The sequence below is a fragment of the Maritalea myrionectae genome (genome assembly GCF_003433515.1).
Taxonomy (GTDB): Bacteria; Pseudomonadota; Alphaproteobacteria; order Rhizobiales; family Devosiaceae; genus Maritalea; species Maritalea myrionectae.
In genome coordinates, this window is the sequence record NZ_CP021330.1 from 2,591,993 (window position 1) to 2,615,515 (window position 23,523).

The window sequence follows — 23,523 nt, forward strand, 5'->3', positions numbered from 1 at the left end:
ACACTAGCAAATGAGCGTCACGCTGTCAAGGACTATTTTCCTATTACGAGACTTTTTTCTTATCTCAACCAATTGAAGGCATCTTTTATAAATTGCTGACCGTTGCTGTGCACCGGCGTACCATGAGCCATCAACACCTTCTCGCTGGGCCAACTTTCGATTTTATCAATGGCTTGTCGCGCAGCTTTTCGATCTTTGAAGGCCAACCGGAATTTGCGCGGGACAGTCGGTTGGTCCTCGGTCATCAAGTCCAACATCGCCACTATTCTGCGCCAGCCTCGATACCAATCCTTTGGCATTTGTTGCAGCAGATCGGTAAATAAAACCGTGCGGCTTTTGCGATGATAGAATACCACTTCATTGGTCAAAACATTGCCATCTGCCACCACCTGATCGATCTGGTCGACCCATTCCATGTTCGGCGTATCACCCAAAATGCCATCAAATTTTAGATCTTCCCGTTTGGAGACTAAACCCGGCGCCGCGTAGAGCTTGGCCAATGGATAGGCGTGGCGCCATTCGGCCAGAAAGCTGTGATGTAAATTATTGGGCGCGATAAGGTATTTCACTTCACCTAGCTCGTTCACAGCATCGCGCAACGCTTGATCTAGCTCTATAGGTGACCAGACAAACAAGCTCTGGTCGGCCAAGCGTATGACCGCCGCGCGTGTCGGATAGTGAAACCCTGCTGCTGCCACGATCTCGGGGCCGTCGGTGATCCAAATGTCTTCCGCGAATTCCTCTAAAGTCACAATAAATCCCCGCTCTGTTGCAACTTAAACGCTATTCGTCGCCTTCTGGTTCCGCAGTAGGGTCAAATTCGGGCCAGCCAACGATATGGTCTTCCCACTCATCTTCGCCCACCAATTCCTCATTCACCGCACGATCTTTGACTGAAATGCCCGCTTGATGCACCGTTTCGGTCGTTCCCGAGACCAGCGGGTGCCACCATGCAAGCCCTTTACCTTCAAGCAAACGGCGATAGGCGCAGGTTACGGGCATCCATTTAATCTCGCGCACATTTTGCGGCGTCAGCTTGATACAATCGGGCACCAGCTTTTGCCGGTCCATATATTGGGTACAGCTACAATCATTGGTGTCCATCAATTTGCAGTGCACGTCAGACGTCACAATTTGACCCGTGTCCTCATCTTCCAGCTTGATCAGGCAGCACCGGGCGCAACCGTCACACAGGGCTTCCCACTCGCTATCGCTCATATCGTCGAGGGATTTTTCTTCCCAAAAATTCATTGTAATTCGCCTGTGTTTTTGCTCAAAAATGGGTCAACATATGTTATGTCTGTGCTTTGGGTAGAAGCGCTTAGCACTTTTTGGTGCAAAAAGCAGCAAATTTACTGAGTGGTGAATCGGTGCAAGATCCGTTTTATACAAAGACAAAGCGTAAAAAGGCGTCGCAGTTTATTCGGTTCGACGCTTGGCTCGATTCTTCACTTTATGACTTTTTCCAATCCTTGGGCCGTGGCTACCAAACCTTCAGCGACATCATGGCCAAATTCAAGGTCACCGGGTTTCGTCGGCTCATTGTCGAGCTGGTTTCAGATGGCTTGAGTTTTTTCGCCATGGGCCTTGTTTTGATGACGGCGTTGGCCCTGCCCTCTTTTAACGCCACAGCCAGCGGCGAGTTCAACCAGGCTGAGGATTATTCGGTCATCTTTTTGGATCGATATGGCAATGAAATTGGCCGGCGCGGCATCCGCACGGACGATTCCGTGCCGCTGGAAACGCTGCCGACCTATATGATCCAGGCAGCCCTCGCCACTGAAGATCGGCGCTTTTACGACCATTTCGGCATCGACTTGGTGGGCATCACCCGGGCGATGATCACCAATGTGCGCGCCAACTCGGTGGTTGAAGGTGGCTCCTCAATCACCCAGCAATTGGCGAAAAACCTGTTTTTGACTTCGGAGCGCACGTTCGAACGTAAGATCAAGGAAGCCTTTTTGGCGCTGTGGCTCGAGACCCACTACACCAAAGATCAGATTTTGAAGCTCTATTTTGACCGCGCCTATATGGGCGGCGGCAACTTTGGGGTGGCAGCGGCTGCCGAATATTATTTCGGGAAAAAGGTACAGGACATTTCCTTGTCAGAATCGGCGATGTTGGCCGGGCTCTTCAAAGCCCCCACCAAATATGCGCCGCATGTGGATTTGGCGGCAGCGCGCGGGCGTGCCAATGAAGTGCTGACCAATATGGTGCAGGCCGGATTTCTCACTGAAGGTCAAGTCACCGCCGCGCGGCGTGCGCCAGCCACGCCAATTGAACGACAAAATGAAATCGACTCGCCCAACTATTTCCTGGATTGGGCATTTGAGAACGTCAAAGAGCTTGTTGCCGATGCGGATGACTCGGTCAGTTTCGTGGTGCGCACAACCATCGATCCTGTGTTGCAAAGCCATGCCGAGGATAGTGTGAATTCAATTCTGCGGGAAGAAGGGCAAGCCTATCGCGTGAGCGAAGGTGCTATGGTGGTGCTGGAGCCAAATGGCGCCGTGCGCGCCATGGTGGGCGGCACAGATTATGGCAAAAGCCAGTTCAACCGCGCCACCAATCCCGAGCGGCAGCCCGGTTCATCCTTTAAGCCATTTGTGTATGCGACAGCGCTTGAAACCGGGCGTTTCTCGCCCGACACGGTTATCAATGATGGGCCGATTTGCATTGGCGATTGGTGTCCGCGCAATTATGGCCGATCTTATTCTGGTCGGGTGACATTGAAAAACGCTTTGCGCCGCTCCATCAACACCGTGCCGGTGCGCTTGTCCCAATCCACAGGACGCGCCCCCATAGCGGAGTTGGCGCACAAAATGGGTATCGAAAATGATTTCCCGATAACACGTTCGTTGCCCTTGGGGGTGATTTCGACAAGTGTGATCGATATGGCCTCGTCCTATGCTGTGTTTGCCAATGGCGGTTTTCGCGCCAAAGCATATGGCATCAGCCGGATCACAACTTTGCGCGGCCAGAGCATTTACGATGCCAGAGATAACCCACCACCGGAGCGGGTTTTAAGCGAACGCACGGTCACAGGCATGAACAATATGCTGCGCTCCGTTGTCACCGCAGGCACTGGTCGGCGCGCCGAGGTGCCTGGCACACCCGCTGCAGGTAAAACGGGCACCACTCAATCTTATCGGGACGCATGGTTTTGTGGCTATACGGGCAACTATGTCGCTGCGGTGTGGTATGGCAATGACAATTATAGCCGCACAAACAATCTGACAGGTGGGCGCCTGCCCGCGCAGACATGGCAGAAATTTATGGCCTATGCCCATTCAAACGTGGATATCAAAGACCTCCCCGGCGCAGATTTTGAGCGCATCGATACCCCAAGTGTTCCGGCAGACGGCATTGGCGAAGATGGCGAACCGGTGTTGCAACGCCCGCCATCGCTGACCCCTCGTGCAGGTGAAAAACTTCGAGAACTCCATCGTCTATTCGATCAGTTGCATACATCGATTGAGGTCGAGAGCGCCCCGGACAACCAGCGCCAAGCCGCGCTTGAAGATGGCGGAGCGGCCAAACTGTGAAGCAGCTTATCTACCCAATTGTCTTGGTGATCACCGCTTTAGGTGTGGGATTTGGGCTGAGCTATTATAGCCTTGAACAAGGTCGTGAGCTGACCGCGACACATTATGGCGTTTGGTCTGGATGGCCCGAATTGGGCACAGCGCAAATTGATCCCTATGCCCGCGCTCATTTGGCCCGCCAAGGTATGTTGCCGCTCGGCAAAGGCGAAGGCGTACGGTTTTTTGCTCAAAAAGACACAAATGGCGACGCATTGAGCGGCCGTTGTGAATATAGTGTGCGCGGGCACATGCCCAATCATGCGCTTTGGACCATTCAGGTGCGCGACCCCGGCACAAACCAAGTGTTCGGACATGCGGAAAGTGGCCAGATGCAATTTTCCTCGGATGGCGCATTTGACTTGGCCATCGCACCCAAGGTCAAACCCGGCAATTGGGTCAACACCGATGGATTGGGGCGTATTGAGTTGCTCCTCACCCTATATGATACCAACGCATTCACCAATTTGGGTTCTGAAGAAATCGAACTGCCGCAAGTGCAATTGGAGGCCTGTTGATGGCGCGGTTTGCACTTTGGCTTTTGGCCGGACTGATATTGGGCGGCATTATTCATCTCAGCGTCATTTTGCTTGTGCCCAGCTTTGCGGAGCGAGATGCATGGTCGCGACTCGCGGGCATCGCCCCGGATCAAGCATTTGTTGCGCTTGATCCAGACGATAACGAACTTGGACGCGCGCTGCAGCTGGACCCTGCCCTGAACTATGGCATTTGTCAGTTTGATTTGGCGCGGGGCCCAATTTTTATTGACGGCAATTTACCCCATAGTTTTTGGTCGGTGGCCATCGCGGCACGTGATGGCCGCGTGATTTATTCAACCACCAGTCGTGCTGGCAGTGGCGACAACATCAAGATTGGCGTGTTCAACCCCGTTCAATCGCGCCTCTTGGCGGAAGAAGGCTTGGAAATCGGGCAAGGCTTTTTGATCGTGAACGCACCAACTGACCAGCTCACGGCCATAATACGCCTTTGGCCGGAGCACGATGCGTTGAAAACACGTTACGATGAAGCGTTAAGCCAAATTAGCTGCACACATGATGCGGCTATTTAAGAATGACCGCTTCTTCGGGGGTGTTGTAATCCATATTTTCATAGCGGGATTGAAGCGCAGGTAGCTCTTGGTGCGCCTTATAGGTTTGGTCAGTGAATGGATCACAGAACTCACCTTGTTTGGCGCGGTCTACGAAAACGGCCAATCGGTTCAGAGCAACGTTTGATAGGCCAGCTTCTTGATGCGGCGTTTCAACGAGCAGTCGATTTAGCGCCACATCATAGCTTTTATAGCGATAATCCAAAGCGCGTGTGAACCATGCAATCACATTGGCATTTTCAAATTCACGCGCCCGCACTTCTTTGCGCACCGCATCATTGTTCGGATAAAGGCCTTTAAGCGCCACAGTGCGGCGACGTTCAATTTCCATAACCTCGCAAATGGCGTGGAAAGTGCCCGGCACGGTTTTCAAATCAGTCCGCGCATCTTCTGCGATTGTGACATATCGAGTGGTGGTTGAATTATAGTCCGAGAGGCGCAAATGGGTGTAATAGCGGTCTGTTGTGTAGGAAAGGTCCGTTGGTTCGGTTAACCGGGTGCGCTGCAGCTCGACTGCGGCGTCAAACATCCAGTCATTTGCGTGGGGAGCAATCAAGAATCGCCATACGCGATTGCGCATGAGCTTTTCTTCATCAGTCAGTATAAACCGCGAAACGGGTTCACCCCGTTCATTTGCCACCATGGCACCAACGCGCGGCAAAATCTCGTCATGAATGACGCTATCTTCGGCGCGACCAAAGTCACCGACCGGACGCGCACACGCGTTCAGGGCCAGCAATGGCACCAATAAAGTCAGCATAGCCTTAAATCTAGTGCGGTTTACGCACCTTATTTTTCCGGCGTTTTTGATCACTTGCGCTGTTGGCTCGTTCATAACGTATACCTGGAAAAATAACGATATTTTCCGCGTTCCCACTTAATTTATGTGCTCGCGAAATTCGGCGCTGCGGTTGAAATGATAATACTTTCCCCATGGGGGCCTCTTTTTGAAAAAATCTGTGTCTATGTCGTCATAAAGCTCTCGATACTCACAATCGGAAATACGAACATGTTAATGTTTGTGCAAAAATGATTAAGAAATCGTCAAGGTTAATAGTCTGCTAACGAATTAATGAAAAAAGTGGGTAAGTGATTTGTTTTGACCCACTTTGGTAAAATCAGGCAAGAGATGATCGGCTTCCAACCCTACGAAACGTTTAAATTGTTAATCGAGAACGGCGGCATTGAACGCGCGAACACCCTGTTGGTGGCCGCTTGCGACGCATTTGCACAGCGGCCTAAGCCCGACTATGCGGAGCTGCAACAGTTTGAAGAATTGGCAGAACGGCTGTTTCCATCGGCCGAATCGGAGGCCCGCACACGCGCCGCGCTCAAATTAATGAACGCACCTTACCTGTCGCCACGGCTGGAAAGGCTGGTGATGGACAACATCGGCGAGGATGTGGATCAGTTCTTGGCTGAAAGTGAAGAAGTCTCTGACGACATTTTGTTGTCGATCATTGCCAAGAATGACGCTGACCAGATTGCCAAAATTGCCACGCGGCCCAATTTGAGCAGCAAGCTGGTCGCCACCCTCTTCCCCATCAATAGCCGCAAGGTTTATCGCGCACTGGCAGCCAATCCCTCTATTGAGTTTAAGGGCCCCTATTTGCGCGCGATCTCTAAAGCCGCGGGCATGGATCAAAAAGTGGCTTGGTCCCTCGCCGCGCGTGATGATTTCGACAAGGCCTATTTGCTGCACGCCTTTTTCGACCTGAAAGAATCGGATCGCATCAAGGTGCTGGCAGCATTCGAGAATCGCTATACGCCTAAAACGCCAATGCACCGCACGTTTGAGCATATTTCAGTGGCGACCAGCGAATTCACCCAAGCCATGATGAAGTTGCTTTCTAAGAATCAGCGCCCAAAGGTCACGCGGCTGTTGAGCCAGGTTACTGGCCTCGATGAACTGAAATGTGGTGAGATTGCTCATGATGTGAGCGGCGCGGCGCTCTTTGTGGTGTTGCGTGCATTCGGTTGCAAAGCGCAGGATGGCTTGAAAGTGCTGATCCACGCCAGTTCGCGCGATCGCGACAATTCCAAAGATTTGAAGCAATACGCACATTTGTTCCAACATCTAAAACCCGAAGCCATGGTGTTTATTCTTTCGCTTTGGCGCGGCGATGTTGAATTGAGCGATCTGGATAAGAAAACTGAGCATATGCCGGCCGGACGTCAAAGTATCCGCACATTGGCGGCTGCCTCCGCAGCAAAACAACGGGCGCAAAGCTCGGATGTTCTGGATCGTGCTGCAAATGCGGTTAGTCGCTTGCGCAATTCGCGCTAGGCGGACGATTCACTCACGTTTAAACCAATATCCGTGTCGCGGGTTTCAAGGCTGATCACCCAGAAATCGGGGTCAAATGCTTGCTCCTGCTGGATGCGAGCGTTTACATCCTGATAGGTGGCGTGGTCAAAACGAGCTTCAAAAATACGCTCCTGGCTATCAGGTTCCAGCTGCATGGCAGGCACATAAAGGCTGCTGCTGCCATCCAGATGATCAACTTCAATCCAGATTTGGCCCGCAATCTCATCGCCACGCTGTCGGATGACGCACATATTTCCCCGCTGGGTGTGCAGCCGTATAAAGGCCGAAACCCATAGATCTGCGCGTAAACGTTTCATGTGTTCCTGGTGCTATTCAAAGCTGGCATTAGCCGCGAGCAGCATATCGAACAGTTCTGGCGAAATTTCTCCAGTTTCGCGATAATTGTTGAACACCTCAAATTGACGGATTGCGCGTTCGGTTTGGGCACCGGGCACCCCATCAATGGCGCCTTGCAAGAAGCCAAGGGAATAAAGCCCTTTTTGGATCTTGATCACATATTCACGGGAATAGCTTTGTGTGCTGGCTTGCGGTTGCTCCTCAACCGCCCGCATGGCGATTTCAGCCAGTGGATCATTGGTTGCGCTTGCCGCAGGTGCGCTGGCCGGCACCGCGCTCTGAGTGCCGCTCACAACATTTTCCAGCTTGGTCAACAGTTCTTCACTGACTGCGCCTGTTGGCGTCAGACCATATTGGCTCTCAAAAGCTCGTATCGCCGTTGCGGTTTTCGGTCCGTAATACCCGTCGACCGTCTCCTTAAAGATGCCGAGCTTGGCCAAGTTTTTTTGCACATTGAATGTGGTTGGGTTGCCAGTCACCTCGGCCGGAATGCGAACAGGGGTCGTGTTCGGCGCCGAAATTGAACTGGTGGGCGCATTATCTGTTGCCGGGGCTGGTTGTGCTACGCTGCGCTGAACGGGCGCTGGTGGCACGATTGCGGGAGGCGTTGCAGTTGTTTCGGTCTGGGTCTCAGCTTCAACTGCGCCCCAAAATGGCGCAGGATGCAGATTTTTTTGGCCATAAAGCGCATTCCAACCCGAGACGCCAATCCCGACAGTCAGCAAGACAGTGCAAATTGTATTTGTTGGGTGGGTGCGCACGAATGCCCATGCGCCACTCAAAATCTGCATGGTGACCCCTTGAATATCTCGCTCATCTCCTGAATGTCCAACGCTATATGCGCTCATATCCCCGATCCCCTTTTAGCTTACTTTTGCGGCTTTTTCTTGTTCAGCTTCCTTGGCGGCCCGTTCCGCTTCGGCTTTGAACTGCATGTCGCTGATCGCCTCAACGTTTTCGGCCACATCGTCCAAGGTTTGTTCCGCGTTTACTGGCAACAACACGCTCATGGTTGTGCCCTGCTTCAGGCGAGATTTGATTTTAAACTCGCCGCCATGCAATGCGGTTAAACCTTGCACAATAGACAATCCCAAGCCTGTGCCTTCATATTCGCGTGTAAGGCCATTGTTCGCCTGGAAGAAAGGCTCACCAATACGTTCAATATCCGTTTGCGCAATACCGATACCTTGATCGAGCACACTAAGCTCAATGCGTGTGCCCATGGGCCGGATCCGCAAGGTCACTGTCGCGCCTTCCGGGCTAAACTTAATGGCGTTCGACAGCAGATTGATCAAAATCTGACGGCAGGCCCGTTCATCTGCCACCATGGGCGGCAAATATTTGCCCTGCTCGGCATTTAACGTAATGTTTTTGGCCTGCGCCGCGCTGGCGACAATGGCAAAGCACGGTTCGATCAATGCAGCCGGATCGAATTGATTGGTCTGCAGCTCGAACTTCCCGGCTTCAATCTTTGACATATCCAACAACATGTTCACCGTATCCAGCAAATGCACACCGCTTTGGCGGATCATGGTCACATATTCTTGGTGGTCTTTGCTCAGCTCACCGCCAATGTTGTTCAACATCATATCTGAGAAGCCAACAACAGCGTTGAGTGGTGTGCGCAACTCATGCCCCATGGTCGCCAAAAAGCGCGATTTGGACTGGTTCGCCTGCTCTGCTGCCAGGTGGGCTTTTTGGGTGATCACTTCTTGATCTTTACGTGCGGTGATGTCGCGAATGATTGCCACAACTTCATGACCCGCTCCAGCACTGTCTGCTTCTTGCACCGGCGACAAGGAAACCTCGACCCAAATAAAGCTATATTGCTCTTCACGCACGCATTGCATCCGCATTTCCACACTGCGCGGCACACCTTTAACGCGCGCCTCATCCAAGGCCTTCAAATAGCCAGGACGGTCTAGAATATGAATACGTTCAACAAATCCGTTGCCCGCCAATTCATAGCGTTTGCACCCGAAGAATGCCTCGGCAGTGTGTGAAAGATAGGTTAGCTCGCCTTCGCTTGTGTATTTGGCGACGGCGTCTTGCACGCTCTCCACCAAATGCTTGAAGGCCCGCACTTGGGATTTCGAATGCGTGTAATAAGCTTCCCGCAGCAGTGCCAAGGACACACCGACAAAGCCCAAAGGGATCATGACATAGAGAACTGAAAGGTCGAGGTGGCTCGCGACAATTTTGGGCTCACCGCTGAAGGCTTGGATCAGCAGGCCGCCCTGCAAGGCAAAACCAACAATCGCAATGCCCGCCACCGCTTTGGTGGTTTTGGCATCACCCAACAAATAGGCATAGAGCGCGGCAATCGCCGCAACCGCCATGCCAATTGTGCCGTCCTGCACATCCAATAGCGTCACGCAAACGCCCATACCGGTCAAGGCCAAGAGTTGAACAAGCATGGCCCAACGCACATTGCCGCTGTGCGCCAATTGCCATGAGAGCAAGGAGCCAATCGCCAATGGAACAGCGTGGAACACCAATTGCATATCTTGGCGCAAGGCGAGCATGGCCGCGAACGGCACAGCAAACGCAACAAGAGCCAATCCCAAAATCGCATTGGATTGGATTACCCGTTGTCGCAACTGGTCGACACTGTCATGAACGGCCCCATTTCGGGGTGACCGATACGCCTCTTGTATCTTGGTCAAGGGATTACGCATTACTTTTCCGCTTGATGCCTTTTTTTGGTTGGCTCCACCATGACAATAAGAATCTAAAGGGGTATTAAACGGCGACCGCCCAGCCAGCGAAAAGGGCTGATTTAGCGACACTTTTATCTAGTGTGGTAAACAAAGTGTTTTATTACTACCGAACGGCACAGTCCGCAGGGCCAAAGCTAAGTAAATCTCGCGGTTAGGCATCTGTTCTGACATCGCGGCCCTTTAATTCAGGACCGTATCTCTTCCAACAATGTGCCCAACCGTTTGCGCTCACCCCGCGCCCGAATCTGTCGCGCCACTGCTGCATCCGGGCGAAGAACCCACCCTTGGTGATCTGATTTCACGTCAAATCTTCGCTTTGCACCGACGGGCAAATTTTCTGACCCATAGCTTGCGATCACCTTGATTTCGAGGCTCTCAATTGCGGGCCAATCCGCCTCATCAGGCATGTCAGTGTCTTTAGTGTAGCGCAAGGCATGGGCAATCATCTCTTTAAATGACCCCATGTCGCGAACCTTGCCAGGGTCAAGCGGACCCTGTCGGCTCCAAAGGTCGACATCTGATGGGTTGTCCCATTTCTCAAAGCCTTCAATTTCAGTGATGGGGTAGCTGTTCAAGTCGTCAGGAGTCTTCAGCTCAATCATTAAACTCAAGAGATAGATCGGCTCTGAACTCATGTTGCAAACCAGGCAACGCGACTGCAAATTATCGACACCGCTGCGGGTGATCATAATTTTTGACCGCGTCTGTCGGTGATAGCTTGAAACCAAAACCTGCAAATAACCAATCCAGATCAAAAGCATGGCGATATTCGTGGCCGAATTGATAATTCGACTATGCGCAAATAACCATTCGATCATCTTCGCCTCTTTTCTTTGCGTTGGTCAAAGTTCTGCGTTTCAAACGCCTGCAACACTTATGACCAACGATCTTTTCGAAAAGTCGTTCCAGCACTTCGATCTGATAAATCTCATAGCCACCGGGGCGTACAGCCCCTCCCAAACCGGCCACTAAACGTGCTTTTGCGCAAAAAAATGCATTTGTATAAAATTTTATCAAAATTCTGAATTTCGGTTTTACAGCTGTTGGTTATGTTGGCTCCAATGATTTTTTAAGTTGAGAAAAAACGGGGGAGCCAAAATGTTTATATTACGCTGTTCATTCTGGCTGCTGATCGGATTTCTAGTGATCAAACCCTTCGCGTTTGAGCCTGAACAAGCCTCAAAAGCTCTAGCAAATGCGGCGGTCAATGGGGCCACCGACTTTGTTGTTCAAAACGCAGGTCATCTCAACTGTACCGATATTGGTTGCAGCAGCATGAAGAACATTGTTGTCGCCAGTGCTTTGGCCTCCAAGCCGTTGAATAACCCTACTCTATCAGACGGGATGGCATCGTTCCCCGTACCGCCACCACGTCCCGATTGGGCAGGTTAAACTGAAAACGAGACCGCATCACTTCCCCGATGCTACTCCAAATGCGGTCTTATTCTGAGCCGTGCACCTTCCCCAGGTGCCACGGCTCTTTTTTTATGGTGCCGGGTGGTCAAATCAGTCCGATTTGGTTATCAAATCTGGGCAAAAGGAGCGCGCCATGACATTTGACGACATCAAAGAAAATCTCGAATTTCTGGATGATTGGGAAGACCGCTACAAATATGTCATCGAATTGGGACAATCCCTCCCCCCTTTGCCCGAAGAGGCCTATAGCCCGGCCAACAAAGTCGAGGGATGTGTTTCTCAGGTGTGGTTGACCTCTGATTTCGAAGAGGTCGATGGAAAGCGCGTATTGATCCTGAAAGGCGATAGCGATGCCATGATCGTAAAAGGCCTGGTTGCGATCGTCATTGCCTATTTTTCTGGCCATAGCAAAGATCAGATCGCAGAGCTTGATGCAGAACGCGACTTTGCGGCCATCGGATTGCAGGAGCATTTGACCACACAACGCGCCAATGGCCTGCGCGCAATGATCCAGCGGGTCGAAGCTGTGGCGGCGGCGGGATAACGCCTCCAGCCGCACCACCGCGTCATTCATCCTTTACGCCGCCAATGATTGGGGACCGCGAGTTCACCAATGCCCCAGATCGCACCAAGTTGATCCAATCCAATTTTGGCCACAAGCTTGGCGCTGCGTCTTGGCCAATTGCGGTTGGCTTCAACTTCTTGAAGACCTTTTGAAAACCCGCACACATCGACCAACAAATTGATGCAGTCAGCGGGCAATTGAGCGTAAAGACGAGCCAATTCCTTTCTGGCGTCTGCCGCCATGTCGCTAATATCGTTTTGGCCATGAGATTTGGTCTGTCCCAACGTGGCATTGAGCTGGCTGTAATCGCGCGTGATTTGCGGGGTGAGCATGGCCCGTTCCACAAGGCGCTCCAATCGATTAGCGGCCAGGATATGGTCCGGGGACAATAGACCACCGCGCTTGTTCGTGCTCCGACACAGCCGATTTAGCTGACCATTGCCAACAATTGGCAATGCCGTCCCACTTGGCTCACATTGATCTGGCGATTGCTGCTGTGGATTTGGGTTGGCCAACCACAGCTTTTGCCGCCGCATCCAGTGCGCGGCTTCTTTTGTCGTGCTGAGATCGGTGCCGGTTCCTTGCAATACGCCTTGACTGATTAAAGCACGCAGGCACTGGGGCTCAAGTGACGCCTTTTGGGCGCCATTAGAAACGCGCACCAGTTGGCCACATTGATGGACTTGGCCGCCCTTATGCAGCAAACGTACAAATTTGAGCTGCCGTTTAATCAGGCGCATGAGCAGCACTCCTGCACCAGCTTTAGATCTTGAATGGCGAGAACCACAGTCCGCTCGAAACAGCTCAAGACACGTTCAAACTGGGGTTGTTCTCTCAAATCTTCGATACGGCCACAGGCATGTGAAACCGTCCGGCGATCCCGATTGAACAATGCGCCGGTGTATGTGAGGGAGCGGCGCAGCACAACATTGGTCAAATACATGGCCATTTGCCGCGACAAACACACATTGCCATCGCCGCGCGGTTTACCCAACAGCTCAAAAGGGTGGACTTGTCGGGCGCACGCAACGAGGTTAAGGATGAATTGTGCTTCTAGATCCTGATCCAGAAGCCGCATTGTGGTGGTGCTAAGGTTAGTTTCAACCTGATTATTATGGGTGCAAATTCTATAAATAAACATGATCATTCCCTAGTTTTAGGTATATATTCCTATAACCTACGTGGGAAGGACCGGGGATAAGTTTCTTAAGTTAAAATTAACAATAAGCAGGTGATTTGCTTTTAAATCAAGGTGTTAAACCTATTAACCCAAGCGTCAAATGCAACCTGAAATAGTACAAAAAAAGGCCGGCACATGGCCGACCTTGTCGCAATTGATGGCAAAAAAGCAGACTATTTTCCTGCTTTACGCCCCAAGCCCATCTCGCGGGCGAGCCGTGACCGCGCAGCCGCATAGTTTGGCGCAACCATTGGATAGTCGCTCGGCAAACCCCACTTTTCGCGGTACTCTTCTGGAGACAGATCATAATGCGTACGCAAGTGACGCTTCAATGATTTGAACTTTTTGCCGTCTTCCAAGCAAATAATATAGTCTGGCGTGATTGATTTTTTAACAGGCACAGCAGGCTTACGATTCTCCTGCTCGGCTTCAGTTGGGCCAGTCGCCAGGCCAGCCAAAGTGGCGTGCACATCGGCAATCAATTTCGGCAAATCTGCTTGGCTTACCGCGTTGTTAGACACGTAAGCACTTACGATATCAGTGCTTAATTCAATGATTTCAGATTTAAGGTCAACTTGATTATTATCTTGTTGCTCAGTCATTATTTAACCATTTCCTGCAGATTGCTTCTATCTTAGCGAACGCTAATATTGAACACTTAATTATTATGCGAAAGTACAAATTGCAACCAATAATCGGATAAAAGTTGCACTTTCTTTCTTAAAAACCGCGACAGTTTGGCATCAGTTACAGGATTTTATTTGGGGTCCATTTCATCAACCTTAGTCACCGGCGCTGGTTTATACCCAGCAAAGTATGCGGCGCGAGCCAACAAATGGGCTGAAATAGGCGCGGTAAGCAGCAAGAACACGAAGCCCGCAAAGGCCCGCAAGATCACTGAACCCTCCATAGAAGCCAGGGCAATCGCCAAAAAGCCAAAGCCTGCACCCAATGTCCCTGCCTTGGAGGCGGCATGCATGCGGGTGTAGAGGTCAGGCAAGCGCAATAGGCCAATCGCCGCTGCAAGCGAGAAAATAGCGCCCACGATCAACAAGATGCCCACCATGTAGGAGATAATCTCTTGTATCATTCCTCTACTCCCATATCCTTGCGGTCGTTTTCGAGACGTTCCGCTTTGATTTTCCAGCGTTGAAGCACAAAGCGGGCGAAAGCGACCGTGGCCAAAAAGCCAACCAATGCCAGCGAAATGGCAATATCCAAATAGAGCGCATATCCAGTCTTGATGGCGATTACGGCAATATAGCCAATGCCAATAGTCAACAGCATGTCTAAGGCCAAAATACGGTCGGGCAAGGTTGGACCACGCAAAATGCGCACTGAAACAATCAAAAATGCGAGGCTGAGCAAGCCCAAAGCAATAGTGATTGCAAGCTCTAGGAATTCTGCGCCGCCGATCATGGTTCAAATACCTCGATAATCTTAGCCTCAAAGCCGTTGGCGATGTCTTTAATCATCTTCTTTTTGTCCGGCATCTCCAGCGCATGCACATAAAGGCTTGAGCGGTCAGGAGATACGTCCACGCTTAATGTTCCGGGGGTCAGCGTGATCAGATTTGCCAGCAAAGTGATCTCTGCATCGGTCTTGGCTCGCAATGGGAAGGCAATGATCGCAGGTTGCAGCTTCTTGTGCATGTTGGGTGACAACACCAACACCAGCACTTTAAACGCACTCAAGATCAACTCATAAAGGAACAATAGTGCCAAAGAGATGATTTTGGGCAACTTGCGTAATATCTGTGCCTGTCCCACCTGCAGCCGGATCACCCAAAGTGACGCGCCACCGACGACAAATCCTAAAATCAAATTTCCGAGAGAAAATGTGCCGGTAATCGCGGCCCAGGTTAGGGCCAACAGCACTGATATGAGCAAAAGCGTCATTCGCCCTCTCCTTTCGTTTCAGGCACCCGTTCAAACACAGCACCAACATAGTCGGACGCCAACCGCACATCGTTTGCGGCGTCTCCGCCTGCCCTGAACAGGGGTTCGGGCCAAAGACCCGCCACAATGATGAAGGCCACCAGTGCGCCGGTTGGCAAAAGCCCCCAAACGACCGCACGCTGCGGCAGTGGGCGGATTTTGGTGTTGATCTGCTCTGAGTTTACACCCTCTCGGCCGTCACGCCAGAAGATATGAGCCCAAAGTCTGGAGCCAGCAATCGAGGTGAGAATTGAATTGAGTAGAATGAGGCCGACGAGCCAGAAGCTTTGCATTTCAATCCCGGCCAACACCAGGATCATTTTCGGCCAGAAACCGAGGAATGGCGGCAAGCCGGCAACGGCAAAGACCAGCACGATAAACATAATCGACAGCCAGCTATTGGCGCGGTAAATGCCGCCTAGTTTGCGGATGTCGCTGGTGCCGCCCATGCGCTCTACCAACCCAACCACCAGATAAAGTGCGGTCATCACCAGCATTGAATTGACTGCATAGGCTGCCAAGCCGAACACCCCGAGCGGTGTGCCGATGGCCAAACCGGCCATCATGGCGCCGATGCCGCCAATAACGAGGAAGCCAAGAGCGCGTCGCGCGTTGGTTTGGGCCATGGCGCCCAGTGGAGCCAGAATAAGCGTCGCGCCTGCCACAACTTCCATAACCACCTGCAATTGCCCATGCGATTGCGGGATCAATAATAGGTGGGTCCGGACCAGCGCATAGACGCCCACCTTGGTCAGCAAGCCTGCAAAAACAGCTGAAACAGCTGGGTCCGGCGCGTGATAGGATGCTGGCAACCAGGAATTAAGCGGAAATGCGGCCGCTTTCATGGCAAATGCCAAGAAGAACAATGCGGCCACGGCGGCAATGGCACCGCCTTCAACTTGCGGCGCTTTCAGCGCGATGTCCGCCATGTTCAACGTGCCGACAAGGCCATATAAAAAGCCAATGGCGATCAAGAAGAACGTGGTCGCGAGGAAGTTCAGAAAACCATATTTGACCGCACCATCAAGTTGGATCTTTCGCCCGCCGATGATCAGTAGGCCAAACGATGCAATCAGCATCACTTCGAACCAGACATATAGGTTGAACAAATCGCCTGTCAGAAACCCGCCAGAGACCCCGGTCAGCAATAAGAGCAGCAAGGGATGATAGCCATATTTGTTTTCGCGCGTTTCAATTTCGGATTGCACAAACAAGATGACGATCAGCAGGATGAATGCGCTTACCATTGAGAACAGTGCGCTTAGCGAATCTGCGGTAAGGCTGATGCCGTAAGGGGGCAACCAGTTGCCCATCGTCATGCTCAAAGGCCCCTCAGCCTGGACACGCAAATAGAGCATCACATTGGCCACTAGGGTGGCGAGCAAGATCAAAAAGGCGAATGGTGCCTGCCATTCCGGGCGTTTACGTGCCATCAACAGCACCGCCGCCCCAAGCATGGGCAGCGCGATGGGCCAGACAATGACCCAATCGGCAACTGATGTTGCCCCTTCAATCATTGCGGGTGGCAATTCGAGATTTTTTGGCAGCGGCGTCTTAGCCATCAAAGTCTCCTAGTAACTCAGCGGCGGTCGAGGGCTATCCTCGGGCTCTGCCACACGCATCGTGTCAGTATTGTCGGCGTCCAGTTCCTGATAGGCGCGGTAAGTCAGCACCAGCAAAAAGGCGAACAATGAAAAGCCAATTACAATCGCAGTCAAAATCAGCGCCTGTGGCAGCGGATTGGCGATAGGTTCCAGTGGTGCATATTCGCCATCTGGCACGATGGGCGGCACTTCTCGTGTGACACGACCGACCGTGAAAATCAGCAAGTTCACGCCGTTGCCGATGATGGCAATGCCAAGCAACATGCGGATCAAAGAGCGTGACAGCAAAAGATATATCGCGACGGTGAAAAACAGGCCAATGAGGCAAGCGAGTGCGATTTCCATTAGCGTGTCTCCTCATCTTCTTCCAGCGCCAGCGCGATGGAGGAGATCGCCCCGACCACAACGCAATAAACGCCGATGTCGAATAGCAGCGGGGTGGACAGCGCCAACTCGCTGCCGTCGCTCAATTCGAGGAACAGCCACAAGCCTTTAAGGAACGGCGCGTCGACAAATAAAGACATAAGTCCCGCGATGCCCGCGAGAAACACACCCAACCCTGCCACCGCGATGGGATGGAAAACGAGCGCTTTGCGCACTTCATCAACACCTGCGGCAATACCATAAATCGCGATCGCTGAAGCGGCGATCAATCCGCCAATAAAGCCACCGCCCGGCTCGTTATGGCCACGCAACAAAACGAACACTGAAAACAACACCATCAGGGCCGCCAAATAAGGGGCAACGGTTCTAAATATCACCGTATTCATGCGCGCGCTCCTTTGCTTCTCGCGGTTGTGCGTTTTGGTTGACGTGGTTTCGGGGCCAGTTTCTTCGGCGCCCCAATGCCACGTTTCGGGCCACCAAGGCGAATACCGATAAGCGCCAATATTGCGATACCCGCGGTCATCACAACGGAGATTTCACCCAGCGTATCCAGCGCACGATAGTCGACCAGGATCACATTGACGATGTTACGGCCATGGGCAATCGGCACACTGGTTTCCACGAAGAATTCTGAGAGGCTGGTGTCGAGCTCCACGCTGAGCACCGCCAGCAGCAGCGCCACAAACCCAAAGCCACACACGATGGCAATTGCCCCATCGCGTACCGCTTCTTCCAACACCCGAGCATCGCGCTGGTCGAGATGCAGACGCGTCATTACCAATGCCAGAATAACAACTGAAAGGGTTTCAACCATCAATTGGGTGAAGCCCAAATCTGGGGCCCCGAACAGCAAGAAGATCATGGCCACAGCAAACCCCTGAATGCCGAGCGATACGATCGCCACGAGGCGGGTTTTGGCGACAATGACGGCCCCCAAGCCGAGGGCAGCGATGGCCAGAATGGCCCATTCGTAGAAGCGTAGGTTTGGAAATGCTGGAATTTCGGGCAGTGCATTTTGTATGACCAGCGGCGCAAACAAGGCCCCGGCCAAACAGACAAACACCAATATCAAATAGAATTCCAGCCGCCCGTGATGCAACACACGGGTAATCCAATCTGCGAAGCGGATCATGCCGAACATAAATTGATCGAAGCCTTGGTCTGGTCCCCAACGCCACACATTGGCCACACGGCGCAAAAAGCTGCGGATGGCGTCAAGCTTATAGAACGCCAGGCCGCCGACCACCCAGGTGGCAACAGACAATGCCACTAGCAGCAGATCAAAGTGAAGTTTGAGGTGCGGCTCGACCAGTTTGGCGTAAATGGCTGTGGCCGCTGGACCGAAGAACACTTCACCCACATCTGTGATGTAGTACCCCGCGGCAAAGCCCAGAACGCCCAAGACCAAAGGTCCCCAGATCATTGAAAGCGGTGCTTCATGCGGCGATTTTGGCGTTTCCAGTTTCGGACCAAAGAATGGTTTGATGGCAATTGCCAAACCTGCCGCCATCATCAAGCCATTGCCAAGCAAGGCAACAAGCACGAGCAACATGCTCCAGATATTTTCTGGACCGAACAGCAGATAGATTTCTTCCTTGGCGAAATAGCCGAGTGAAATCGGGAAGCCAGCCATGGATATGGCCGCCAACAGCGCAGCGATAAAGGTGAATGGCAATTTATAGCGCAGACCCGACACTTCGGTCAGGTCGCGGGTACCGGATTCATGATCAATCGCGCCAACCACCATAAATAGAGCGCCCTTATAGAAAGCGTGCGCCACGAGGAACAGCAAGGCGGCCAATATGGCGACCTTTTCGCTTAACCCCAGCAACATCACCAGCATACCTAAGGACCCCAAGGTGGTGTAGGCCAGCATTTGCTTCATATCAGTTTGCCGCAGCGCCATGATCGCGCCTGTAAGCAGCGTGATCCCACCAAAGATCGGCAAAATGGTGTTCCAATATACGGTTTCGTTCAAAACCGGGCTCATACGCGCCAGCAAATAGACCCCTGCCTTCACCATGGTGGCCGAGTGCAGATAGGCTGAAACGGGCGTTGGTGCTTCCATGGCATTTGGCAGCCAGAAGTGGAACGGCACTTGCGCAGATTTGGTGAAGGCACCACCCAGCACCAGCAGCAAAACCATCAGATAGAAGGGGCTATCGCGCAGGACGTTTGGGTCGCGCATCAATGTGCTCAACTCGCTATGTCCGCTCACCGCAAAGATCATCAGCAGGCCAAACAAGAGCAACAATCCGCCGCCACCTGTTATCACCAGCGCCTGAATCGCTGCGCGGCGCGATGCCTCTTTGTTGTGGTTAAAGCCGATCAGCAGGAAGGACGTGATGGAGGTCAATTCCCAAAACACGAACAATGTCATGATGTTGTCAGCCAACACGAGGCCAAGCATTGACCCCATAAACATCAGGATGAATGAGAAGAACCGCCCTTGATGGCGATGCCCGTTCAAATAGCCGCCGGAGTAAGTGACGATAAATGTGCCGATGCCGGAGATCAGCATGGCAAAGACCAAACTCAGCCCATCAACGTAAAAACTCAGATTGATCGGCAGTGGGAAATAATTGGAATTGACCCATGCGATGGCGAAGTTTTTTGTGCCGCCATCGGCAATGTCGGCGATATAGGTGGTCAGCACCAGAAAAATTGCTGCAGGGACCGTGGCCAATATCCAACCTGAGATGGGCCGAGCAAACCGATTGACCCAAGGAGCAAACAGGGCGGCAATAAATGGCGCCAGTGCAATCAGCAGCAGTGCATGATTATTTGGCAAGTCGGACAATGATCACTCTCCATCTGGCACGTCCACATTGGCCTGGACGTTTATCTTGCAATTTGCCGAACTTGGATCAGCACGGTTGGCATTAGAGCGCAATTTTTCGCGTCTCAGGTCGAATCGCAGAAATTGTTGCACAATTTGACCCATTTTGAAGGAAACCGACAAGGGCAAGCGCCGTTGAAACAACGGTTTTGCAGTGTTTTCGGATCATCAAATTCGGAAATATCGTATAAACATCAGAATTGAATTTGCAAAGACTTGATTGTTGCGGCAGAGCGACCCAAGTTACCATCAAACCGAAACTTTCCTTTTTGAGCATGTCCAAAACATCTAACACACAAAAATCCGAACAGGATTGGCGTCGCGAACTCGGCGAACTCGAATACCACGTCTTGCGCCAGAAGGGCACAGAGCGGGCTTTTTCGCATCCCTATAATGACCAGCAAGCGCAGGGCCAGTATGTTTGCAAAGGATGTGGTGCGCCGCTGTTTTCGTCGACACATAAATATGAGTCAGGCTCTGGCTGGCCAAGCTTTTTTGATGAAGCGCCAGAAAGCGCGGTAGAGCTGCAAGTGCAGCGCACATTTTTTGCCCGGAAGCTCGAAATTGTGTGTGCGGCGTGCCAATCACATATTGGACATATGTTTGAGGATGGGCCACAACCCACAGGAAAGCGATATTGCACCAACGGCACTGCGCTAAGCTTTGTGCCGCAACCGGAAGATGATTGAGAATATGAGCAAACTAACGCCTCCGAAGGCTGCAAAAAAAGATCACGTCACCGTTCACCACGGTATTGAACGGAACGACCCCTACCACTGGTTGCGCGACGATAATTGGCAGCAAGTCATGCGTGAGCCGGAGGCACTCGACAGCGACATTCGCGCCTATCTGGAAGCCGAGAATGACTTTTTCAACGCCCACATGGATGATAGTGCCGATCTGCGCGAGCAAATCTATAAAGAGATCCGAGGCCGCATTAAAGAAGATGACAGTTCCGTGCCATTCAAAGATGGCGACTATGCTTACTTCTCGCGCACGCTTGAAGGGCAGCAATATTCACAAATTTGCCGCACAGATCGAGATGGCAGCAATGAAACTGTGCTGCTCGACATCAACAAAGAAGCTGGCGAGGGCTATTTCCGGTCTGGCGGGGCGACGCATTCGCCCAACCACAAACTTCTCGCTTGGTCCGCCGACCGCAATGGCTCTGAATATTTCACGATCTATGTGCGCGACCTCGAGTCCGGCAAGGAGCTTGAAGACGAGATCAAGAGCACCACTGGCGGCGTGACATGGGCTGCAGATTCCAAGAGTTTTTTCTACACGGTGCAGGACGATAACCACCGCCCGCACAAGGTATTTCACCACAAGCTGGGCGATGATCCTGCAAATGATGCGATGATCTATGAGGAGCCGGATTCCGGATTCTTTTTGGGCGTGGGGAAAACCAATTCGGGCAATTATATCATCATTGATAGCCACGACCATGAAACCAGCGAGGTGCGCTTTATCGATGCTCACAAGCTGGGCGCGCCGAAATTGGTGGCTGCGCGGCAAAATGGACGCGAATACTCCATTGATGATGCAAACGGTCTGTTCTACATCCGCACCAATGCGGATGGTGCCGAGGACTACAAATTGGCAACTGCGCCAATTGACAATCCGGGCATTGAGCATTGGACCGATTTGGTGCCGCACCGCCCCGGTGTATTGCTGAAGGGGTATTTTTTGAAATCGCGCTATTTGGTGCGCAAGGAAGAGTTTGAAGGCCTGCCGCGCATCATTGTGCGCAATCTTGAAACTGGCCATGAGGAAGAAATCAGCTTCAAAGAAGAAGCCTATACGCTTTCAGTTTCGGCAGGTTACGAGTTTGATACCGATGAAATTCGCTATTTTTACTCTTCCCCCACGACGCCGCCGCAAGTGTTTGATTATCGGATCGACAGCAAATCACGCACATTGTTGAAAACGCAGGAAATTCCTTCGGGGCATAATCCGGATGATTATGTGACGCGCCGCCTGTTTGCGACTGCGCCCGACGGCGCGCAGGTGCCCGTAACGATTTTGCATCGTGCAGACTTCAAACCCGATGGAAGTGCGCCACTGTTGCTCTATGGCTATGGCTCATATGGCATGTCCATGTCCGCTGGTTTCTCGATTTCCACATTGTCGCTGGTCGATCGGGGCATGGTTTATGCCATCGCCCATATTCGTGGCGGCATGGAAAAGGGCTATAACTGGTACACGTCAGGCAAAAAACACAACAAAAAGAACACGTTCAATGATTTCATTGCGGCGGGTGAAATGTTGGTGGCGCAAGGCTACACCTCTAAAGGCAATATTGCAGCAATGGGCGGCTCGGCAGGCGGCATGTTGATGGGTGCTGTCGCCAATCAGGCCCCTGATTTGTTTGCGTCTATTCTTGCGCTTGTTCCGTTTGTGGATGTGCTGAATACGATGCTTGACGATACGCTCCCCCTCACCCCACCAGAATGGCCCGAATGGGGCAACCCAATCACCTCGAAAGAGGACTATGAATATATCGCCAGCTATTCGCCTTATGACAATATTGAGGCCAAGGATTATCCTGCCATCTTTGTCATGGCTGGGCTGACGGACCCACGGGTCACCTATTGGGAGCCAGCCAAGTGGGTGGCGAAATTGCGTGAGTTTAAGACCGACGATAACCCACTGATTTTAAAAACACATATGGGCGCCGGTCATGCGGGCATGTCTGGACGTTTTGAAAAAATCAAGGAAACCGCCCTCGCCTATGCGTTCGCCTTACAAACCACAAAAGGCGCTAAATAAAGAAAGTTTTTTCTTTCCATACCTCTTGTTGCGGAACAAAGAACCGCGTATAAGAGTTTAGAAAATGAAGACCAACGAAGAACAATATTGGAGGCCAATCATGTCTTTTGAATTGCCAGAACTTCCCTATGCCTACGACGCATTGAACCCATATATGTCAGCTGAGACGCTGGAATATCACCATGATAAGCACCATCAGGCTTATGTGACCAATGGCAGCAAGCTGCTTGAAGGTTCTGGTCTTGAAGGCAAATCCTTGGAAGATATTGTGCGTGAAAGCTATGGCAAAAATGCTGGCTTGTTCAACAATGCGGCGCAGCATTTCAACCACAATCACTTCTGGAAGTGGATGAAGCCTAATGGTGGCGGTTCAATTCCAGGTAATTTGGAAGCTCAAATCAAATCAGATCTTGGCTCTGTCGATGAGTTCCGCGAAGCATTCTTGAATGCCGGTGCGACTCAGTTCGGTTCAGGCTGGGCATGGCTTGTGATGAAAGACGGCAAACTGGCCGTAACCAAAACGCCAAACGGTGAAAACCCGCTGATTCATGGCGAAACACCGTTGCTTGGTTGCGATGTGTGGGAGCACTCCTACTACATTGATTATCGCAATGCGCGTCCAAAATACCTCGAAGCTTTCTTCGACTCACTTGTGAACTGGGAATATGTGGCGGAGCTTTACGAAGCTGCGAAATAATCCCACGATTCAATCGTGAAAATTTACGGTCCGCCAAGCCCTTGGGTTTGGC

The 23,523-nt window shown here is 51.9% G+C and carries 26 protein-coding genes; 9 read left to right on the top strand and 17 right to left on the bottom strand.

Annotated features, from left to right (window positions below; all coding sequences use genetic code 11):
- Positions 1–59: 59 nt before the first annotated feature.
- On the bottom strand, positions 60–752 hold the full coding sequence (locus MXMO3_RS13030) for a DUF4336 domain-containing protein (RefSeq protein WP_117396157.1): 693 nt from the start codon (positions 750–752) through the stop codon (positions 60–62).
- Between the two features lie 31 nt (positions 753–783).
- Positions 784–1,251 (bottom strand): YcgN family cysteine cluster protein, encoded by a 468-nt coding sequence (locus tag MXMO3_RS13035; RefSeq protein WP_027833534.1) that lies wholly within the window; start codon positions 1,249–1,251, stop codon positions 784–786.
- An 83-nt stretch (positions 1,252–1,334) separates the two neighbouring features.
- Between MXMO3_RS13035 and MXMO3_RS13040 the strand changes: the two genes are divergently transcribed.
- The 3 genes from MXMO3_RS13040 to MXMO3_RS13050 are packed head-to-tail and all read left to right on the top strand — an operon-like array spanning position 1,335 to position 4,650.
- Entirely contained in the window at positions 1,335–3,545 is a 2,211-nt protein-coding gene (locus tag MXMO3_RS13040; RefSeq protein WP_245985746.1) for a transglycosylase domain-containing protein, read from the top strand.
- Positions 3,542–4,099 (top strand): DUF1214 domain-containing protein, encoded by a 558-nt coding sequence (locus tag MXMO3_RS13045; RefSeq protein WP_117396158.1) that lies wholly within the window; start codon positions 3,542–3,544, stop codon positions 4,097–4,099. The genes MXMO3_RS13040 and MXMO3_RS13045 overlap by 4 nt, the downstream gene beginning before the upstream one ends.
- On the top strand, positions 4,099–4,650 hold the full coding sequence (locus MXMO3_RS13050; protein ID WP_051213123.1) for a DUF1254 domain-containing protein: 552 nt from the start codon (positions 4,099–4,101) through the stop codon (positions 4,648–4,650). Before MXMO3_RS13045 ends, MXMO3_RS13050 begins: the two co-directional genes overlap by 1 nt.
- On the opposite strand, the gene MXMO3_RS13055 is transcribed toward MXMO3_RS13050, so the two are convergent.
- Positions 4,643–5,449, bottom strand: coding sequence for a hypothetical protein (locus MXMO3_RS13055; protein WP_027833535.1), 807 nt, complete (start codon positions 5,447–5,449; stop codon positions 4,643–4,645). The two genes, MXMO3_RS13050 and MXMO3_RS13055, sit on opposite strands and share 8 nt — an antisense overlap.
- Before the next feature lie 339 nt (positions 5,450–5,788).
- On the opposite strand from MXMO3_RS13055, the gene MXMO3_RS13060 reads away from it, so the two are divergent.
- Positions 5,789–6,976: a DUF2336 domain-containing protein gene (locus MXMO3_RS13060; protein ID WP_162889270.1), complete on the top strand. Its 1,188-nt coding sequence runs from the start codon at positions 5,789–5,791 to the stop codon at positions 6,974–6,976.
- On the opposite strand, the gene MXMO3_RS13065 is transcribed toward MXMO3_RS13060, so the two are convergent.
- From MXMO3_RS13065 to MXMO3_RS13080, 4 genes are all read right to left on the bottom strand, one after another.
- Positions 6,973–7,314: a DUF1491 family protein gene (locus MXMO3_RS13065; RefSeq protein WP_117396160.1), complete on the bottom strand. Its 342-nt coding sequence runs from the start codon at positions 7,312–7,314 to the stop codon at positions 6,973–6,975. The two genes, MXMO3_RS13060 and MXMO3_RS13065, sit on opposite strands and share 4 nt — an antisense overlap.
- A 12-nt stretch (positions 7,315–7,326) precedes the next feature.
- Positions 7,327–8,202 carry a peptidoglycan-binding domain-containing protein gene (locus MXMO3_RS13070; RefSeq protein ID WP_117396161.1) on the bottom strand — a complete coding sequence of 292 codons (876 nt, stop codon included), beginning with the start codon at positions 8,200–8,202 and terminating at the stop codon, positions 7,327–7,329.
- Between the two features lie 15 nt (positions 8,203–8,217).
- On the bottom strand, positions 8,218–10,032 hold the full coding sequence (locus tag MXMO3_RS13075; RefSeq protein WP_117396162.1) for a PAS domain-containing sensor histidine kinase: 1,815 nt from the start codon (positions 10,030–10,032) through the stop codon (positions 8,218–8,220).
- Between the two features lie 227 nt (positions 10,033–10,259).
- Complete coding sequence (locus tag MXMO3_RS13080; protein WP_051213128.1) at positions 10,260–10,892, bottom strand: hypothetical protein; 633 nt, start codon at positions 10,890–10,892, stop codon at positions 10,260–10,262.
- 280 nt (positions 10,893–11,172) lie between these two features.
- On the opposite strand from MXMO3_RS13080, the gene MXMO3_RS13085 reads away from it, so the two are divergent.
- Complete coding sequence (locus MXMO3_RS13085; protein WP_117396163.1) at positions 11,173–11,466, top strand: hypothetical protein; 294 nt, start codon at positions 11,173–11,175, stop codon at positions 11,464–11,466.
- Between the two features lie 157 nt (positions 11,467–11,623).
- Positions 11,624–12,034: a SufE family protein gene (locus tag MXMO3_RS13090; RefSeq protein WP_027833539.1), complete on the top strand. Its 411-nt coding sequence runs from the start codon at positions 11,624–11,626 to the stop codon at positions 12,032–12,034.
- Positions 12,035–12,060: 26 nt separating this feature from the next.
- Here MXMO3_RS13090 and MXMO3_RS13095 read toward each other — a convergent pair whose 3' ends face one another.
- The 10 genes from MXMO3_RS13095 to MXMO3_RS13140 all read right to left on the bottom strand — a co-directional run bounded on the left by MXMO3_RS13095 (position 12,061) and on the right by MXMO3_RS13140 (position 19,963).
- Positions 12,061–12,795, bottom strand: a complete 735-nt coding sequence (locus MXMO3_RS13095) for a DUF6456 domain-containing protein (protein ID WP_117396164.1) — start codon at positions 12,793–12,795, stop codon at positions 12,061–12,063.
- The gene (locus MXMO3_RS13100) at positions 12,786–13,196 is read right to left on the bottom strand and encodes a helix-turn-helix domain-containing protein (RefSeq protein ID WP_162889271.1); all 411 of its coding nucleotides are present in this window, start codon (positions 13,194–13,196) and stop codon (positions 12,786–12,788) included. The genes MXMO3_RS13095 and MXMO3_RS13100 overlap by 10 nt, the downstream gene beginning before the upstream one ends.
- 212 nt (positions 13,197–13,408) lie before the next feature.
- Positions 13,409–13,837, bottom strand: coding sequence for a Ros/MucR family transcriptional regulator (locus tag MXMO3_RS13105; protein WP_036220771.1), 429 nt, complete (start codon positions 13,835–13,837; stop codon positions 13,409–13,411).
- A gap of 155 nt (positions 13,838–13,992) precedes the next feature.
- Positions 13,993–14,325: a monovalent cation/H(+) antiporter subunit G gene (gene mnhG / locus MXMO3_RS13110; RefSeq protein WP_027833542.1), complete on the bottom strand. Its 333-nt coding sequence runs from the start codon at positions 14,323–14,325 to the stop codon at positions 13,993–13,995.
- Positions 14,322–14,654, bottom strand: coding sequence for a cation:proton antiporter (locus MXMO3_RS13115; RefSeq protein ID WP_027833543.1), 333 nt, complete (start codon positions 14,652–14,654; stop codon positions 14,322–14,324). Before MXMO3_RS13115 ends, mnhG begins: the two co-directional genes overlap by 4 nt.
- Positions 14,651–15,133, bottom strand: a complete 483-nt coding sequence (locus MXMO3_RS13120; RefSeq protein ID WP_027833544.1) for a Na+/H+ antiporter subunit E — start codon at positions 15,131–15,133, stop codon at positions 14,651–14,653. The genes MXMO3_RS13115 and MXMO3_RS13120 overlap by 4 nt, the downstream gene beginning before the upstream one ends.
- On the bottom strand, positions 15,130–16,734 hold the full coding sequence (locus tag MXMO3_RS13125) for a Na+/H+ antiporter subunit D (RefSeq protein WP_027833545.1): 1,605 nt from the start codon (positions 16,732–16,734) through the stop codon (positions 15,130–15,132). Before MXMO3_RS13125 ends, MXMO3_RS13120 begins: the two co-directional genes overlap by 4 nt.
- 9 nt (positions 16,735–16,743) lie before the next feature.
- Entirely contained in the window at positions 16,744–17,121 is a 378-nt protein-coding gene (locus tag MXMO3_RS13130) for a Na+/H+ antiporter subunit C (protein WP_027833546.1), read from the bottom strand.
- Positions 17,121–17,546 carry a Na+/H+ antiporter subunit B gene (locus MXMO3_RS13135; protein WP_027833547.1) on the bottom strand — a complete coding sequence of 142 codons (426 nt, stop codon included), beginning with the start codon at positions 17,544–17,546 and terminating at the stop codon, positions 17,121–17,123. Before MXMO3_RS13135 ends, MXMO3_RS13130 begins: the two co-directional genes overlap by 1 nt.
- Positions 17,543–19,963, bottom strand: a complete 2,421-nt coding sequence (locus MXMO3_RS13140) for a putative monovalent cation/H+ antiporter subunit A (RefSeq protein ID WP_245985747.1) — start codon at positions 19,961–19,963, stop codon at positions 17,543–17,545. The genes MXMO3_RS13135 and MXMO3_RS13140 overlap by 4 nt, the downstream gene beginning before the upstream one ends.
- Positions 19,964–20,277: 314 nt before the next feature.
- On the opposite strand from MXMO3_RS13140, the gene msrB reads away from it, so the two are divergent.
- From msrB to MXMO3_RS13160, 3 genes are all read left to right on the top strand, one after another.
- Positions 20,278–20,691, top strand: a complete 414-nt coding sequence (gene msrB / locus MXMO3_RS13150; RefSeq protein ID WP_117396167.1) for a peptide-methionine (R)-S-oxide reductase MsrB — start codon at positions 20,278–20,280, stop codon at positions 20,689–20,691.
- Between the two features lie 4 nt (positions 20,692–20,695).
- Positions 20,696–22,774 carry a S9 family peptidase gene (locus MXMO3_RS13155; protein ID WP_117396823.1) on the top strand — a complete coding sequence of 693 codons (2,079 nt, stop codon included), beginning with the start codon at positions 20,696–20,698 and terminating at the stop codon, positions 22,772–22,774.
- A gap of 100 nt (positions 22,775–22,874) precedes the next feature.
- On the top strand, positions 22,875–23,471 hold the full coding sequence (locus MXMO3_RS13160) for a superoxide dismutase (protein WP_027833552.1): 597 nt from the start codon (positions 22,875–22,877) through the stop codon (positions 23,469–23,471).
- Positions 23,472–23,523 lie beyond the last annotated feature (52 nt).